Raw genomic sequence first — 15,928 nt, 5'->3', positions numbered from 1 at the left:
CGATCTCTCCCCGCTCCGCCGCCGTCAATTGTGCTGGTATCTACCGCTTGTCACCGAATCGGGCATCTCACAGGCTGATCGCGTCGCCCATGATCTCATCGGTCGCGTCCGCTTCGGGCGAGCTGGCCTCGATGATCACGTACGGCTTGACGGTGAGCGGGCCGGCGCAGTTGTCGGCGGTGAGCCGCCAGTCGCGGAAGACGGCGTAGACCGTGTTCGAGCCCGTCAACTGCTTCTCGCCGAGGTCGATCTGCTTGATCTTGCCGGGCGTGATGCTCAGGTCGAATCCGACGCTGCCGCCGATCTCCGGTTCGATGGACACGCTCGCGGTCGGCGTCACCTCGGTCAGGCTCGCCTCGGCCCCGAGCGTGACATTGGCGTCGATGCCGACCTTGCCGTCGACATTGAATTTCACGTCCAGGTCGACCGCGCAGCCCGCGAAGAAGCCGTACTTGATCTTGCCGGTCCCGCCCTCGACCTTGCCGTAGAACGTGTCGTCCAGGTACGCCTCGCGGCTGGTCGGCCAGCCGTTCATGGGCGCGACCGACCGGACCGCTTGATCGGACGCGCCGACGGTGATGCTCATGCCGTTCGGCGCGGTGGTCGTCCGTTCGTGCGGTGCGATTCCCCCGTCGGCGTGGGCGATGCCCAGCGAGCCGCTCAACAACGACGCGGTGGCGATGACGCCCGAGACAGCGGTCTTGGCGATCAGGTGGTTGGTGAACATGATGAGTCCTCCCCGACTCTCGTTTCGGAGCCCGGCGGCTCCGCTGAGATGAAGGTATGGAAAGGGCTGCGGGGCAGACGATGTCGATTTCCGCGAAAGAGCGGGAAACCGCAGATCGGCGGCCTCGGAGCAGTTATCCGGTCCGGTCGGGTCCGGATCGGGCCGAGTCGGGCCGGCCGTCCGGTCAGGTCTGAGGAAGATCTGAGAAGCGCCCGCCGACGCCGCCGCCCGGATTTGCGTCCGGGCAGGTCAGGGCGGCTTTATCGTCCGGACCGGACAAGCCGGCGACGCGATGGGGTCGGTAGCCGCGCCGAGGGAGTCCGCCTGTGCGTGAACGGAGTTCACCTCGCCCGGGAATCCGGCTCGCGTGCGATCGAAGGCTGGACGCTGATGATGCTCAGCCGGGCCCACCTGCAGGCCGGGGACTACCCGTCGGCCGAGACCACGGCTCGGGAAGCGATCATCGCCGCCGAATGGGCGGGCCGTGGCGTGGAGACCCGGGCCCTGTTGTTCCTGGGCTCCGCCCTCCGGGCATCCGGCCGGGTCCACGCGGCGAACTTCGCGTTCCAGCAGGCCGGAGAGGCCATCGACCGGGCCGAGGTGTCGCTCAGCCGGTGGGAGCCGGGGCTGCTGCCTCAGGGCTCGAATCGGGGTGTTTCCTGATGTCGGGTGTCAGGTAGCCGTGCCAGTATCGGAGGCATGTACCCGTCCGCGCCCCTGTACGACCCTGCCCGCGGGGCGGTCACACCCGTGACCCCGCCCAAGTTGGTGCGGCGGACCGGTGGGCGGATCGTGGGCGGGGTGGCGGGCGGGCTCGCCGATCATCTCGGGGTCGACGCGTTCAAGGTGCGGATCGGGTTCGTGCTGCTGGCCGCGATGGCCGGTGCGGGGATCGTGGCGTACGGGATGCTGTGGATCTTCACGCCGGGCGGCGCGGACGAGTCGCCGCCGAAGGGGTCGGAGCGGCGGCAGGGTATCGGGCTGGCGTTGCTGGGCATGGCGTTGTCGGTGGCCACCGCGTGGCTGTTCAGCGGGACGTCGGCCGCGCACGTGGTGGGCCCGATCCTGGTGGTCGCCGTCGGCGCGGCGCTGGTGTGGCGCGAATTCGACGCGGACGGGCCGAGATCGGTCTTCGGGCTGCCGACCAAGCCGTCGGTGGTGACGTGGGCGCGCATCGTCGGCGGGGCCACCCTCATCGTGGTGGGCCTGGGTGTGGTGGTGCTGGGGCGGATCAATCTCAGTTCGCTCGGGTCCGCGTTGATCGCGGTGGCCGTGACGCTGGTCGGGGCCGGGCTGCTGACCGTGCCGCTGTGGCTGCGCATGGTGCGGGCGCTGAATGCCGAGCGCGCGGCGCGGATTCGCAACGACGAGCGCGAGGAGATCGCCTCCCACCTGCACGATTCGGTGCTGCAGACGCTGGCGTTGATCCAGCGGCAGGCCGACGATCCGCAGGAAGTGGTGCGGCTGGCCCGCAGTCAGGAGCGCGAGCTGCGCAAGTGGCTGTTCGAGGACACCGGGCCGGCGCAGTCGAGTCTCGCGGCGGCGCTGCGCACGATCGCCGGCGAGGTGGAGGATCAGCACGGGGTGAAGGTCACGCCGGTCACCGTCGGCGATGTGTCGATGGATGTCGACGACAGCGGAATCGGGCTGCCCAAGGAGCATTTCACCGCGGTGCTCGGGGCCGCCCGCGAGGCGCTGGTGAATGCCGCCAAGCACGCCGGGGTGCCGACCATCGACCTGTACTCCGAGGTGGAGCCGCATCAGGTGAGCGTGTTCGTGCGCGACCGCGGCAAGGGCTTCGACCCGGATACGGTGTCGAAGGATCGGCAGGGCGTGGCCAAGTCCATTCACGGCCGCATCGAACGCCGCGGCGGGCACGTGGAGATCAAATCCGCGCCCGGCAGCGGGACCGAGGTGCGAATCTACATGCCGCGCAACGACGGTGGTGACGAGCGGCTGGTGGTGCAGCAGGATGTGAGTGTGTCGGGTTCGGTGTCAGATGAGGAGAACTAGGTGAGCGTCCGGGTCTTTCTGGTCGACGATCATGCGGTGTTCCGGTCCGGGGTGCGGGCGGAGCTGAGCCGCGAATCCGATATGGAAGTGGTCGGCGAGGCGGGCGGCGTGGGCGAGGCCATCGCCGGGATCAAGGCGACCACGCCGGATGTGGTGCTGCTGGACGTGCACATGCCCGACGGGGGCGGGGTCGCGGTGCTGCAGGGGATCGATCCGGGGCCGGTGTGCTTGGCGCTCAGCGTGTCCGACGCCGCCGAGGATGTGATCGCGGTGATCCGGGCGGGCGCTCGCGGCTATGTCACCAAGACGATTTCGGGACCCGAACTGGCCGACGGCATTCGGCGGGTGTCGGGCGGCGATGCCGTCTTCTCCCCGCGCTTGGCCGGTTTCGTGCTGGACTCGTTCACCGGTAAGTCGCCGGTGCCCGAGCCCCCGCTGGACCCGGAACTGGATTCGCTCACCCCGCGCGAGCTCGAGGTGCTGCGGTTGCTGGCCCGCGGCTACACCTACCGCGAGATCGCCGAAACCCTGTTCATCTCGGTGAAGACCGTGGAGACGCACGCCTCCAACGTGCTGCGCAAGACCCAGCAGTCCAACCGGAACGCCCTCACCCGATGGGCGCACCGGCGTCGTATCGATTGAGAGCGCTTACAGCACAACAACCAGCACGATGATGATCAGCAGGCCGATGAGCAGGCCGACCGCCACCGCCAGCGGGCCCGCGTTCGGGCCCAGCGCGCTGAAATCCAAACCCTTCGACTTCGGTTGCGGCGCGGCCGGAGCCGCCGCCTGCGCACGCTGCGGGCGCGGCAGCGGGGCCGAGTGCGGGCTGCGCAGCCCGGCCGCCGAGTTGCGGGCCGCCCACGCCGGAATCGTCCCGTCCTCGGTGCGGACCGGCGCGTTGAGGATGTAGGGCGCGGTGCCGGGTCCGAAAGCGGCGGTGAGGATTTCGTTGCGCGCCTCGGTCATGGTGGGGCGGCGCTGCGGAGCCGGTTCCATCATGTGCAGCAGCACGTCGGTGAGCGGGCCGCTGCGGGCGGGCGGAATGATCTGCGCCATGGCGGCGCGCTCGACGATGACATTGCTGTCCTCGTCGAAGCCGTAGGGCGGCTGGCCCTCGATGGCGGTGTACAGCGTTGCGCCGAGCGAGAATACGTCGCTGGCCGTGGTGGGCCGGGCGCCGCGCGCGACCTCCGGCGGCAGGTAGGCCGGGGTGCCGGTGATGACGTCGCCGATCTCCTCGGAGGCGTCGTTGGCTCCGCTGGAGATGCCGAAGTCGGACAGCTTCACCATGCCGACCTCGTCGCCGCGATCGGCGACCAGAATGTTGCCGGGCTTGATGTCGCGGTGCACGATGCCCGCCGAGTGCGCGGTCGCCAGCGCGTCGGCGACCTGCGCGCCGATCTGGGCCACCTCGATGGGCGAGAGCTGATCCACCAGCGCAAGCGCTTTGGCCACACTGCGCGAGGGCAGGTACTCCATCACCAGCCAGGGCTCACCGGCCTCGAGCACCACGTCGTACACGGCGATGGCGTGCTCGTGCGACAGCTTGGCCGCCACCCGCCCCTCGTGCATGATGCGGCTGCGCACCTGCTGCGCCTCCTCCTCGGAGAGCCCGGCGGTGGAGAGCACCTGCTTGATGGCCACATCCCGATGCAGCAGCCGATCGGTTGCCAGCCATACGGCACCCATGCCGCCACCACCCAGCTTGGACTGGAGTCGGTAGCGGCCGGCCACCAGATAATCGGGGCCGACAATGGGACGGGCGCGTTCGGTCACGGGTGCAGGGTAGCGGAAAACCATCCTGACTGGCCTGGTTCGAAACCTGAGGTTTGCTGGACCTCGGCCTCCGGACCTGCGGCCTTACCCCAGACCCATACGGACACAGCGCGTTTCGCTTCGAGCGGACGGCCGGGAAACGATCATGCCGGATCTCCCGGTCTTCCTGACCTTCCGGACGAAAGCGCCATCCCGCTCAGGGCAGCCGGCGGATCTCGTCGGCGACCACCGCGGTGGCCGGTTTGGGGGCTGCGCCGCAGCTGGCCTGACGGGGTGCGTAGGCCAGGGCGCGGGCGGTGACCAGCCAGCGGCGGCCGTCCCGATGGCTCACCTCGGCCGACCCCGCGAAAGTGGCTGGGTCGGTCGAGAGTTCAGGCCGGTCGGGAGCCGGTGTCACGGTGAGGTCGTCGATGCCCGCGTCGACATCGGTGGTGGCGGTCTCGCCGGTGAGCGGAGTCGTCAGGGTGTAGGAGGCGTCGGCCAGGCGCTGGCGGACGGCCACCTCCGCCACCTGCTCGACCGGGGTGTAGCAGCTGCGGCCGCGGAAGCCGGTCAGGGAGACCTCGCCCTTGTCGGCGGCGGCGAGCATGGCGTGCGCCGAATCCTCGTCCAGGCGGCCGTAAGTCAGACCGGTGGGCAGCACGATGACGGCGGGGGCGAAGCGGTGGCCACCGGTGTGGGAGCACTCCCAGACCCGGTTCGGGTGGGCCGCGGCCAGGCTCGCGGCGATCGGGCGGCCCAGCCGGGCACAGCACTGATCGCGTTTCCCGTGCGCGCACACCAGAACCAGCGGATCGGTCACCGTCGCACCGATTCCGGGCGGCGGGCCGTTCAGCAAGTGCAAGTCGATATCCAATAGTTCTCGCAGATCACTGATTTCGAAGCGCTCACACCATGAACCCTCGGGACGAGAACTCGCAATGAGAACTGTGCGAACTCCGGTGAATTCATTACGGCCGGGACGGCGAATTAGTGTCGGACGCACATGTGCGGCTTTTGTGCGAGCCGCCAATTCCGGGGTTATCGCCGGACCGAGCACCTCGTCGCCGATCACATCGCGGCCCCACGCGCCGGGTTGCTCGACGCACAGCCAGCCGGTGATCCGGGTCGCGCTGCCGGGTAGCGGAACCTCCTCCGCCGCAGCCGAACACGACAGTCCCTCGAACCCCGTCACAGTGGTTTCCCGTCGATCAACTTCTGAATCACCTGTTCCAGCCGCCGCGCTCGCGTCTCCGGCCGCACCGCGCTGCCCAGGTGGTAACCCACCGCGATGCGGGACTGCATGGGCAGGCTCTCGAAGAAGGCCGCCGCCTCCGGATACCGGGCCAGCGCGTCGAGGAAATCCTGCGGCAGGTCGCGGCCGACGGCGTTGTCCCAGCGGCCGTCGGCGCGGGCCCGGTCGATCTCGGCCTGGCCGGCCGGGTGCATGAGCCCGGCCGTGATCAGCTCGCCCGCCAGGCTCACGTTGCGCTGTGACCACTGGCTGCGGCGGCGCCGGGGCGTGAAACCCATGATGAAGAAGTCGTCGTCGAGCTTGCGGGACTGGCCGTCGATCCAGCCGAAGCACAGGGCCTGCCGCAGCGCCCCGTCATAGTCGAGCGAGGTGAAGGTGGAGTCCTTCTTGGCGAACTTCAGCCAAATCCCGTCCACGGCCGCGTGATTGGCCGTCAGCCAGTCCCGGAAGGACGGCTCGTCGGGAAACCACAGCGTGGGACGCTCGGATGCGGACACCGTTCAACTGTAGATTCCGCCTGCTCAATGCCCCAGAAAGGGGAGCACTTCGGTCTCGAACTCGTGGTAGCGGTCGCGATGGATGCTGTGGCCGGAGCTGAAGGTGCGGACCGTGCAGTCGGCCAGGCTCGCCTGCATTTGCTCGAGCTTCGCCGGATCCACCATGCCGCCCGGACCGCCGCGCAGGAACAGGGTGGGCGCGGTGATGTCGGACAGGCCCTCCCACCATTCGGGGTACGGCTTGCGGAACTGCTCGAGCGCCGTGCCCGTCATGGACCGGTCGAAGGCCAGCACCGCGCGGGGATGGCGGATCAGGCTGGTGGTGGCGTGCCACAGCTCGGGCACCGACGGCAGGCGCCGCGTGAAGGTCATCTGCTCGTCACCCGAGCGCAGGGGTAGTGGTTGCTCTTCGATCACCAAGCGCCGCACCAGTTCCGGGCGCTGCATGGCCAGCCAGGAGATGGCGTATCCGCCCAGCGAGTGTCCGACCAGATCCACGGTCGCGAGTTCGAGCCGCTCGCACAGGCGCAGGATGTCGGCCCCGAATTCCGGGAAGAGGTAGGAGTCGGTGTGTTCGCTGCGGCCGTGGCCGCGCAGGTCCGGGATGATCACCCGCCGCCCGCGTTTCACCAGTTGCGCCGCGAACCGGTCCCAGGTGTGGCCATCCCCGCCCATGCCGTGCACCAGGATCACCGGCGTGTCGCTGTAGAGATGCCCGCCGGTCGCCCCCGAATCCCGGTAGGCGATCGTCACGTCGTCCAGCGAAACCCTGGTGATTGCTGACTCCACGAAGATCCAGGGTACGGATCGACCGTGGCGGGGGCCCGTGGTTTGTGCTCCTCGTCATATAGGAGTGACCGATTCAGTTGCCTATTCATTCATGTAACGAATGACCGCGAAACAAGGGTTGTACTGGGGTGATGCGCAGCAGATCGGGCTGTGAAATAGATCACTTTCACATTGTGGAGAATCGGTCATAGGTCCCGGTAGCGTCTTCGTCGATTCAACATTGCTTTTTTCTGTCGGGGAAATATGGTTCTCAATGCTGCCGCCCCCGCGGTCGATCTCGAGGAACCGAGCCCGCCGCGGCCACCCTTCGCTACGGTCTGGGTTCTTCTGCTCGCCGCACTCAGCGGGGCATTCCTGGCCATTCCGACGCTGCGCTACAACTACTTCGGGGACGAACTGTACTTCGTCGCGGCCGGCGCGCACCGCAGTCTGACCTACGCCGATCAAGGCGTACTCATCCCGCTCATCGCGCACCTGGCCGATTCCATCGCGCCGGGATCCGCGCCGCTGCTGCGATTACCCGCCGTGCTGATGATGATGGGCGCGGTCGTGATCAGCGCCGCGGTCGCCCACGAGTTGGGTGGCTCCCGCACGGCGCAACTGGTCGCGGCCCTCGCCTACGGGGTCTCCCCGCTGGCCGCCACCCAGGCCGTGCAGCTGAGCACCTTCTCCTTCGACGCCACCCTGCAGGCCGCCATCATCTGGCTGATGATCCGGTGGATCCGCACCCGCGAGGACCGGCTGCTCATCGCGCTCGGCATCGTCGCGGCCATCGATCTGCAGGTCAAATGGTTCATCCCCACGATCCTGCTCTGCCTGGCCGGCGGCGTGCTGGTCGCCGGACCGCGAGAAGTGTTGTGGCGCCGCGCCCTGTGGCAGAGCGTCGCCATCTTCGCGGTCTCGGCCCTGCCCGCCCTGTGGTGGCAGAACGAGCACGGGTGGCCGGCACTGGCCATGAGCAAGGTGATCGGCGCCGAACAGGACGCGGCCGGCGGCGGACCGCTCTGGTGCATGCCGCAGATGATCGGATTGTGCGGCCTGCTCGGCGGATTGCTCGCCGGATGGGCGTTCTGGTGCCTGGCGACGCAGCGCTGGCTGCGGCCCTACCTGTTCATGCTCGTCGCCTCGGCGCTGCTGGTGATCGTCGTGCTCGTCGGGCACGGACGGCCTTACTACACAGCGGGATTCCTGCCGGTGCTGTTCGGCATCGGCGCGGCCTCGCTGCCGTACTCGGTGAACGACCGCGGCGGGCGACTGCTGCGCATGGTCGCTGGTCCGGTCGTGGTGCTGTCACTGGCCATCATCGCCATCCTGCTGGTCACCCTGCCGCAGCCGCCCTCCCGCGCGCACGGCGCCATTCGCGACCAGGCCGGATTCTCCACGCGGACCATGGTTTACGGTTCCTCGGGCTGGTCGGAGCTGACCGCGAAGGTCGCCGACGCCTACCGGGAACTGCCGGAGGCGCAGCGGCCGAAGGTGATCGTCGCCCAGAACTATTGGCAGGCGGCCGCGTTGCAGAACTTCGGGCGCGACTACGACCTGCCGCCGGTGTACAGCCCCAATCGCGGGTTCGGGTACTTCGGGCCGCCGCCGTCGGACAGCGGGCCGGTCCTCTATGTCGGCCTCGACAGCGCCGAGTCCACGCTGCAGCGGCAGTTCGCCTCGGTCACCGTGCTGTCACACCTGAACGTGCCGAACGGGTTTCCCGGCGTGAACAACGATATCTCGATCTCGATCTGCCGCGGGCCCGTGCATCCCTGGGCCGAACTCTGGCCGGACATGATGGATCTGCGTCTGCCGCTGGGTATCTGAGTCACTCGTAGAGGCCCTCCACATGCCAGGCGTCGTTGTAGCCGAGCAGTAGCAGGGCGCGCAGGCGGCGGACGTCCTCGGCGTGGATCTGCACCTGGGCGCGGGCGGCGAAACCCCGTGAGAACCGATGCGCCCACCAGTGGTCGTCCAGCGGCCAGGGCCCGGCCCAGCCGGTGAGCCGCCACGAACTGCTACCCCAGTGCAGCAGTGCCGGATCCGCGGTGAACAGGCCGCGGTCGGTCACCCAGATCGGGGTACCGTCGGCGGCTTCCAGCCGGATCTTCGGATGATGGGTGAGCACCAGCGCGGGCGCGGGCTCGGGCAGTCGGCCCGGCCAGGGCTGCGCCGGATCGGCGGCGGGTACGGGTTCGTCGCCGAGAGTCACCATGGTGATCCGCTCCTCCGGACCGCGGCCGCCGCTGAGCACGCCCACGCGCACGGAATCGCCGCCCAGCAGGCTCTGCACCCGGATCAGGGCGCGGCGGGCCCGCTCCTCGTCCTCGCCGACACCGCCCCACAGGCCGAGCTGTAGCGCGCCGGACGAGACGACCTCGACGGGTTCCAAGCGCAGCAAGGTGATGGCGGCGTTCGGGCCGGAGTCCCAGTCCTCGGCAGTCGGCGAGTCCGTCTCGGGCGCAGTGGTATTCGCGGTCCCGCAGGCCTGCGCGTTCCGGTACGCCCGGCCGCGGTCGAGGGCGCGGCGGGTGAGCCAGCCGTCGAGCTGCCAGCGGATGCGGTCGGCGGTGCTGTCCGGGGTGAGGGGTTCGGCGCAGCGCCAGATGCGGGAAAGCCGGTCGCCCGCTTCGGTTTCGGCGTGGATGACCAGGCGGGTGCAGGCCACGGCGGCGGCGGCGAGCTTGGTGTGCAGTTCGGTGGCGAGCAGGCGGCCGACGAAGGCGGCCATGTCGACCCGCTCGATCGGGGGATCGCAGCGGTGCTCGACGGTCAGGTCGGCGGCGGGCAGGCGGGCCGCGGGCGGGCGCTCCGGGACCGCGCGGGCACAGCGGTGCGCGATGATCGCGTCCGCGCCGAAACGGGAGGACACCTCGGCGGGGGTGAGCGCCGCGAAGTCGCCGATGCGGCGCAGGCCGAGCCGGTGCAGCAGATCCACCAGCTCGGCGCGCTGCGGCGCGGCCAGCACCGGCTCCAGCGCCAGCGCCGAAACCGGCATGGGCGCAAGGAATTCCGCGCCCTTGCCGGGCGGGACCAAGGTGGCGCGCCGCGCCGCGAAGACCGCGGTGGACAGTTCGTCAGCGATCCCGATCTGGCATTCCACGCCCACCGCCGCCACCGCGTCGACCAGCCGCTCGGCGGCCGCCTCCTCGGACCCGAAGAACCGCGCCGCCCCGCGTGCCGACAACGCCAACATCCCCGGACGCAGCACCTCCACCCCCGGCACGGTCGCGTCCACGGCCGTCACCACGGGCTCGAACAAACGCGCGTCGCGATCCGGATCGTCCTGCGCCACCAGCAGATCCGGGCATCGCCCCTGCGCCTCCCGCTTGCGCAGCCCGCGCCGGATGCCCTCGGCCCGCGCCACCGCCGTGCACGCGATCACCCGATTGTTCGCGATGACCGCCACCGCCCGCGTGACTTCGGCCCGCGCTTCGGCGGCGGCCGCGACCGCGGGCCAATCCGGGCACCACACCACCAGCACCCGCCGCGCCTTCACCGCCGAGCACCCCCGTCATCGCGGCGCCACGCACTCTCGTCATCTGAGCGCGGCCACGCACCCCCGTCATCCCGGCATGCTTCAGGCGGGGATTCAAACCAGCTGTGCTCCAACTGGTTCAGGTGGATTCCGGCCAAAGGCGCGCCGGAACAAGGAAAGGGCTCCGCTGCGTCGAGCGCGGTGAGGCTAGCCCGCGACACGATGTCCGCCAGCGTGCTGGGGCACTCTGAGTGCGCGGGAAATCCGTTGCACCGCAGGCGGTATCGCCTGGCCGGACGCGGTCGGGGCGGCCGGCGGGTCAGGACGCGGCATGACGGGCCGGTCGCAAGGGTTGGACGGCGGCGGTGGGCCGGTCGGGGTCGGAGATCCATTCGACGCGGCCGTCGGTGGGGCTGAGGGCCAGGTGGCCGGAGCGGGGTTGGGCGGAGCGGCCGCGGACGGAGACGTCGAGGCGGACGGTGCGCAGGCGGCCGCAGCCGCGGCCGAGGCCGCTGTAGCCCGCGACCCGGGTGTCGATGTGCAGGGCCGAGCCCGACCAGGAGCCGTTGGTGACCATCAGGGTGGAGTTCTTGCCGCGGGCGCGGGCGGCCAGCACGCGGGTGCGGGACATGGGGACCGAGAGTCCGTTGAGGCCGAGGACCACCAGGTCCAAACCATCCAGCAATACCGAGGCAACCTCGAGCGGGTCGGGTCCCGGATCGGAGACCACGGCCAGCCGGTCGAGCCGGGCGCCCATTTCCACGGCGGCCAGCAGACCCAGCCGCGGCAGCCCGACCACGGCGGCATGCCCGCCCGCGCTGGTCACGGCGGCCAGCAATCCGGCGATCAGGGACCCGGCGCCGTTGTAGACCACCACCGACCCCTTGACCAATCCACCGTCGGGCAGCAGGTTTTCGAGCGCGGCCGGGACCGGCAGCGCCTCCCGCCGCGGTCCCCCGGTCACCGGCACCTGCGCCGACGCCTCCGCGCCCCGCGCCGGTACGGCCGCCATCCGCCGCCGCAGCTCCGCCAACTGCTCCCGCTTGGCCTCCGCAGCCGAACCCATCTATCGACCACCTCCTCGAGATCCGGCACCGACTCAGCTACCTGACATAATCGAAAGTATGTTCGATCACTGCACAGTAGAACTCGAGTAGCAGGACGCGTCAAGAGCCGTGTGTCCGCGCCCACCGGTCAGCCGTCGAGGGGGAACACCTCGGTTTCGCCGTCGTGGGTCACCTCGATGCTGCTGCCCGCCGGGATTTCCGCGGTGCGCAGGACCTCGCGGATCACCTCGACCGCCCTGCGCCAATCGTCGATCACGATCAGCGGGAGATCGTCGACCCAGGTGCCGTCCGATCGGCCCAGGCGGGCGGGTCCGTTCTTGGTGGATCCCACCCCGGCGGCCCGCAGGGCGGCATTGAGGTGCGGTTTCAGGTCCGAGGCCGGGCCTTCGCGCGGGGCTTCGGCGGAGGCGACGGGCAGGGACACGTGAGCGTGGAACCGCTGGGGTGGCGGGGGCGCGTCGCCGGAACGATTGTGCGGCAGGGTGTGCGGTTCGAGGCCGAGGAGGAGCTCGGTCATGATCAGGGCACGGAGTTCCCCGGCATCGGGGTCCAGTGCTTCCAGGACCGAATCCGCGTCGCAGCCCGCGGTGTGCAGCGCGGTGTGCAGCGCCGCCCGGTGCGCCGCGGTCGGGTCGGCCGCGAAGGTCTCGGCGGCCGCCTCGACCTCGGGGCGGGTCGACCAGGGCTCCTCGAGCATCGACGCGCAGTAGGACCGCGCCAGATCGAGCGCGGCATCCAATGCGGCGAAAGGGAATTCGTCGTTGTCCGGATACCGCATCGAATACAGTTCGCCGTCCAGGTAGTTCGGGTCACCCCGGTAGGGATTGTCCGCCGGCTCGACGTAATCGGGATACCACCAACCGGTTTCGTCGTCCCGGAACCAGTCCGCGCCCCAGGGCCGGATATCGGCGTGCGAGGAATAGGCGCGGCGTTGATAGGCGTCCAGGCCGGGCACGGCGTCGAAAGCCTCACGCAGCAGCGGGATCGCGATCCGCGCGTCGTCGTCGGTGCAGATCGGCGCGAAGCGGCCGAGCATGATCAGATGCGGACCGGGATAGGGCGCATCGGGATCGGCCAGCGCGGCGGCCCGGCAGATCAGGTCGACCTCGGACCAGCGCAGGGCGTGCGGATGCCAGCACGCCAGATCGTCCCAGCCCAGCTCGACGGGTCGCTCGGCATCCGGGTGGACCAGGCTCAGCGCCGCGCCGTAAGACCCCGCACCGACCCGGAATTCGTAACCCTCGCCCAGGTCGTACTCCGCCTCGAGCTCGTCGTACTCCTCCTCCCGGTCGTCGTCGTTGCCGGGCATCTCCTCGGCGGCCTCGTCGAGAAAGGACGCGGCCCACAACTCGGGTTGTGCGAGCAGGGGATTCGATTGGTCGACCTCGGTCATGCCGTGATCCTGCCAGGTTCGGCGCGCGAAAATCACGGGCGTTGTGCCCGGTGAGCTGGATAGCATCGGGGTGCGGCGCCGACGAGCGTGACGAACTCCGAGCCGCGGCGGTTGGTCACCGTGGAAACGACCGATCTGAGGCGGCCGGGCTTCGGCCGTGAAGGTGTGGTGGCACCGCGACATACCCGATCGCCCACACCTCCCGGGGATGACTACCAGGAGGTGAAATGCGATGGCACGCACCCTTTGTTCGGCTCTGCCCGAGGCCGATCCCGCCGAGCGGGTGACTCTCGAAGGCTGGATACACCGGCGACGCCAATTGGCCACCGTCGTATTCGTCGTGCTGCGGGACCGCTCCGGGCCGGCGCAGATCGTGGTGACGGATCCGGTTGTGCGAGAACAGGTCGCGGGGCTGCCCGAGGAGACGGTGGTGCGGGTGATCGGGAAGCCGATCGCCAATGCGAAGGCCCCGGGCGGGGTGGAGGTGGTCGAGCCGGAATTCCGGGCGTTGAGCGCGCCGGCCCTGCCGCTGCCGGTCGAACTGTGGCGTCCGGCCCTGAACTCCACGCTGCCCACCGTGCTCGACCACGCGGCGCTGACCTGGCGGCATCCCGCCCGGCAGGCGGTATGGAAGATCGCGGCGGCTTCGATGGCGGGGTTCCGGCGGCATCTGGACGCGGCCGGGTTCACCGAGGTGACGACGCCCAAGATCGTCGACGGTTCCACCGAGTCGGGCGCGAACGTGTTCGCGCTGGACTACTTCGGGGACACCGCCTACCTCGCGCAATCACCGCAGCTCTACAAGCAGATGCTCACCGGAGTGTTCGAGCGCGTGTACGAGGTGGGCCCGGTCTTCCGGGCCGAACCGCACGACACCACCCGGCATCTGTCCCAATACGTCTCGCTGGACGTGGAATTCGGATTCATCGACAGCCACCGGGATGTGCTCGCGGTGCTGCGGGACACGCTCGCCGCCATGGTCGACGGGGTTCGCGCCACCGCGGCCGGCGCGGTCGAAGGGCTGGGGCTCGCGTTGCCGACCGTGCCCGAGCGGATTCCGGTGATCCATTTCGCCGAGGCGCTCGAGCTGGCCGGCGCGGCGGCGGACGAACCCGACCTGGCCCCCGAACACGAACGGCTGCTGGGCAAGTGGGCGTTGGAGCGGTACGGGTCCGACTTCCTCGCCGTCGAGGGATATCCCGCCGTCAAGCGGCCCTTCTACACCCATCCGCAGCCCGGCGATCCACGCTGGACCAACTCCTTCGACCTGCTGTTCCGGGGACTGGAACTGGTCACCGGCGGCCAGCGGCTGCACGAGCACGCCGATTATCTGGCCGCCCTCACCGCGCGCGGCGACGACCCGGCTCGATACCCGGCGTATCTGGAGGCCATGAGCCACGGTATGCCGCCGCACGGCGGGTTCGCGATCGGGTTGGAGCGGTGGGTGTCCCGGCTGCTGGAGTCCGACAACATCAGGTGGGCAACCCTTTTCCCGCGCGATACCCGCCGATCGCGGCCGTGAGGGCGATGGTGAACAGGAGGGCGGACAAGGCCGCGAACCAGTCGCCGAAGCGGGCGTAGAGGGTTTCGGCGGTGGGCTGGGGGATGTCGGCGAGGACGGAGCGGGTGACGGTGATGTCGGTGTCGGCGGTGGCGAGGAGGCGGCCGTGGGCGTCGCTGGCTACGAGCTGGCCCAGTTGGGGGGCGCGGGCCACGCCGATACCGGACTCGACGCCGCGCAGGACGGCCATGCGGCTGTGCAGCCAGCGGTCCTCGCGGAAGTCCAGGGCCGGGACCAGGAGCAGGGTCGCGCCGCGGGCGCGGTTGGCGCGGACCAGGGCGGGGCGGTCGAGGTCGAAGCAGACGGCCAGGGACCAGGTGGTGCCGGGGACCTGCGTCCAGGAGGTGCCGGGGCGCAGGTCCGACTCCAGACCCGGGACCAGGTAGTGCTTTTCGTAGACGACGCCGGAGGGGTAGTCGATGGCGGCGTTCACGGTGGCGTCGCCGCGGGTGAGGAGCACGCCCGCGATGATGTGCACATTGCGGCGGGTCGCCAGCTCGGTGAGCGGGGCGGCCAGCGTGGGCAGGCTGGATTCGGTGGCGCGCCAGGACTTCTCGGGTAGCACGACGGCCTTCGCCCCGCGATCGGCGAGCCGATCCACCTCGGCCGCCACCCGGGTGATCATGTCCCGGCCGTCGGGCGAATCTACCGGGACATAGTCCTCGGGCTGCGAGACGGCGACCAGGCCCACCGGCACCGTGGCACCCGGGGAATTCGACAACTGCCAGAAGCCGTACCCGAATGCCGCGATCACCGTTATGAGTCCGGCTGCCGCGCAGCGGATTCGAGTGCGGGTCGGCGTCGCGGTGTCGAACAGCGCCGCGAGGGCCACCGGTATCAGCATGATGAGAAATGAGAGACCCAGCCACCCCGTCAGCGCCGCGACCTGGATCATCGGCAGCACCTCCGACTGGGTGTAGGCCAGGCTCCACCACGCCCCGAACGGACCGCCCACGGAGATCAGATACTCCATGACGACCCAGCCCGAGGGCAGGGTGAGGATCGCCGCGCCGGGGCGGCCGGAGCGGATCAACGCCCGGGTCAACAGGATCAGACCGGCGTAGACCGCCGCGGTTCCCGTCAACAGGATGATCGACGACAGGGGCGGCTGCTCGACGGTGGCGAGGAAGTAGCGCAGGTAGGGGATCGCGCCGACGAACCAGGACACGAAAGCGGCGGCGAAGGCCGTCCGGGCGGAGACCCGGGTGGCGATCAGCAGTACGGGAAGCGGTGCGAGAGCGGCGAGTACGGGCCAGGGATGCATGCCGGTGCCGAACTTCCACAGCAGCGCGGAGACGGCCGTCGCGGCGGCCGCCGGGAGGGCGTTCGCGGGCCGGAAAGTCCGCGGGGGGCTTTCGGCGCGGGTTTTGATTGTCACCCCATCGATGCTGGTCCGGGTGGTCCG

At 69.8% G+C, this 15,928-nt stretch carries 14 protein-coding genes; 5 read left to right on the top strand and 9 right to left on the bottom strand.

Going from position 1 to position 15,928, the window contains the following annotated elements; all coding sequences use genetic code 11:
• Positions 1-67: 67 nt before the first annotated feature.
• Positions 68-727, bottom strand: coding sequence for an MspA family porin (locus tag GPX89_RS16530; RefSeq protein WP_157388464.1), 660 nt, complete (start codon positions 725-727; stop codon positions 68-70).
• A gap of 330 nt (positions 728-1,057) precedes the next feature.
• On the opposite strand from GPX89_RS16530, the gene GPX89_RS16525 reads away from it, so the two are divergent.
• From GPX89_RS16525 to GPX89_RS16515, 3 genes are read left to right on the top strand one after another with little or no spacing between them, the layout of a single operon-like run.
• Entirely contained in the window at positions 1,058-1,390 is a 333-nt protein-coding gene (locus GPX89_RS16525; protein WP_157388463.1) for a hypothetical protein, read from the top strand.
• A gap of 36 nt (positions 1,391-1,426) precedes the next feature.
• Complete coding sequence (locus tag GPX89_RS16520; protein WP_157388462.1) at positions 1,427-2,740, top strand: ATP-binding protein; 1,314 nt, start codon at positions 1,427-1,429, stop codon at positions 2,738-2,740.
• Entirely contained in the window at positions 2,741-3,382 is a 642-nt protein-coding gene (locus GPX89_RS16515; RefSeq protein ID WP_328601912.1) for a response regulator transcription factor, read from the top strand.
• 6 nt (positions 3,383-3,388) lie between these two features.
• Here the strand turns inward: GPX89_RS16515 and GPX89_RS16510 are convergent, their stop codons facing one another.
• From GPX89_RS16510 to GPX89_RS16495, 4 genes are all read right to left on the bottom strand, one after another.
• Positions 3,389-4,543 carry a serine/threonine-protein kinase gene (locus tag GPX89_RS16510; RefSeq protein WP_157388461.1) on the bottom strand — a complete coding sequence of 385 codons (1,155 nt, stop codon included), beginning with the start codon at positions 4,541-4,543 and terminating at the stop codon, positions 3,389-3,391.
• Between the two features lie 172 nt (positions 4,544-4,715).
• The gene (locus GPX89_RS16505; protein WP_328601911.1) at positions 4,716-5,693 is read right to left on the bottom strand and encodes a sucrase ferredoxin; all 978 of its coding nucleotides are present in this window, start codon (positions 5,691-5,693) and stop codon (positions 4,716-4,718) included.
• The gene (locus tag GPX89_RS16500; RefSeq protein ID WP_328601910.1) at positions 5,690-6,250 is read right to left on the bottom strand and encodes a YdeI/OmpD-associated family protein; all 561 of its coding nucleotides are present in this window, start codon (positions 6,248-6,250) and stop codon (positions 5,690-5,692) included. The genes GPX89_RS16505 and GPX89_RS16500 overlap by 4 nt, the downstream gene beginning before the upstream one ends.
• A 24-nt stretch (positions 6,251-6,274) precedes the next feature.
• Positions 6,275-7,039, bottom strand: a complete 765-nt coding sequence (locus GPX89_RS16495; RefSeq protein WP_328601909.1) for an alpha/beta fold hydrolase — start codon at positions 7,037-7,039, stop codon at positions 6,275-6,277.
• Positions 7,040-7,282: 243 nt separating this feature from the next.
• Between GPX89_RS16495 and GPX89_RS16490 the strand changes: the two genes are divergently transcribed.
• Positions 7,283-8,851, top strand: a complete 1,569-nt coding sequence (locus tag GPX89_RS16490) for an ArnT family glycosyltransferase (RefSeq protein ID WP_157388460.1) — start codon at positions 7,283-7,285, stop codon at positions 8,849-8,851.
• 1 nt (position 8,852) lies between these two features.
• Here GPX89_RS16490 and GPX89_RS16485 read toward each other — a convergent pair whose 3' ends face one another.
• The 3 genes from GPX89_RS16485 to GPX89_RS16475 all read right to left on the bottom strand — a co-directional run bounded on the left by GPX89_RS16485 (position 8,853) and on the right by GPX89_RS16475 (position 12,962).
• Positions 8,853-10,523, bottom strand: a complete 1,671-nt coding sequence (locus GPX89_RS16485; RefSeq protein WP_328601908.1) for a DNA polymerase Y family protein — start codon at positions 10,521-10,523, stop codon at positions 8,853-8,855.
• A 298-nt stretch (positions 10,524-10,821) separates the two neighbouring features.
• Positions 10,822-11,568: a hypothetical protein gene (locus GPX89_RS16480; protein WP_157388459.1), complete on the bottom strand. Its 747-nt coding sequence runs from the start codon at positions 11,566-11,568 to the stop codon at positions 10,822-10,824.
• Positions 11,569-11,696: 128 nt separating this feature from the next.
• Positions 11,697-12,962, bottom strand: a complete 1,266-nt coding sequence (locus GPX89_RS16475; protein ID WP_157388458.1) for a hypothetical protein — start codon at positions 12,960-12,962, stop codon at positions 11,697-11,699.
• 232 nt (positions 12,963-13,194) lie between these two features.
• Between GPX89_RS16475 and aspS the strand changes: the two genes are divergently transcribed.
• The gene (gene aspS, locus GPX89_RS16470; RefSeq protein ID WP_157388457.1) at positions 13,195-14,484 is read left to right on the top strand and encodes an aspartate--tRNA(Asn) ligase; all 1,290 of its coding nucleotides are present in this window, start codon (positions 13,195-13,197) and stop codon (positions 14,482-14,484) included.
• Here the strand turns inward: aspS and GPX89_RS16465 are convergent.
• On the bottom strand, positions 14,435-15,901 hold the full coding sequence (locus GPX89_RS16465) for a nitrilase-related carbon-nitrogen hydrolase (RefSeq protein ID WP_157388456.1): 1,467 nt from the start codon (positions 15,899-15,901) through the stop codon (positions 14,435-14,437). The genes aspS and GPX89_RS16465 overlap by 50 nt on opposite strands.
• Positions 15,902-15,928: the final 27 nt, after the last annotated feature.

The sequence above is a fragment of the Nocardia terrae genome (assembly GCF_009760405.1).
Classification (GTDB): domain Bacteria; phylum Actinomycetota; class Actinomycetes; order Mycobacteriales; family Mycobacteriaceae; genus Nocardia; species Nocardia terrae.
This window is presented reverse-complemented; position numbering and strand designations above follow the sequence as displayed.

Bases quoted from the DNA above. Each gene is read 5' to 3' on its own strand.
- GPX89_RS16530 (WP_157388464.1), bottom strand. From the start codon at position 727: ATGTTCACCAACCACCTGATCGCCAAGACCGCTGTCTCGGGCGTCATC.
- GPX89_RS16520 (WP_157388462.1), top strand. From the start codon at position 1,427: ATGTACCCGTCCGCGCCCCTGTACGACCCTGCCCGCGGGGCGGTCACA.
- GPX89_RS16510 (WP_157388461.1), bottom strand. From the start codon at position 4,543: ATGGTTTTCCGCTACCCTGCACCCGTGACCGAACGCGCCCGTCCCATT.
- GPX89_RS16490 (WP_157388460.1), top strand. From the start codon at position 7,283: ATGGTTCTCAATGCTGCCGCCCCCGCGGTCGATCTCGAGGAACCGAGC.
- GPX89_RS16480 (WP_157388459.1), bottom strand. From the start codon at position 11,568: ATGGGTTCGGCTGCGGAGGCCAAGCGGGAGCAGTTGGCGGAGCTGCGG.
- GPX89_RS16475 (WP_157388458.1), bottom strand. From the start codon at position 12,962: ATGACCGAGGTCGACCAATCGAATCCCCTGCTCGCACAACCCGAGTTG.
- aspS (WP_157388457.1), top strand. From the start codon at position 13,195: ATGGCACGCACCCTTTGTTCGGCTCTGCCCGAGGCCGATCCCGCCGAG.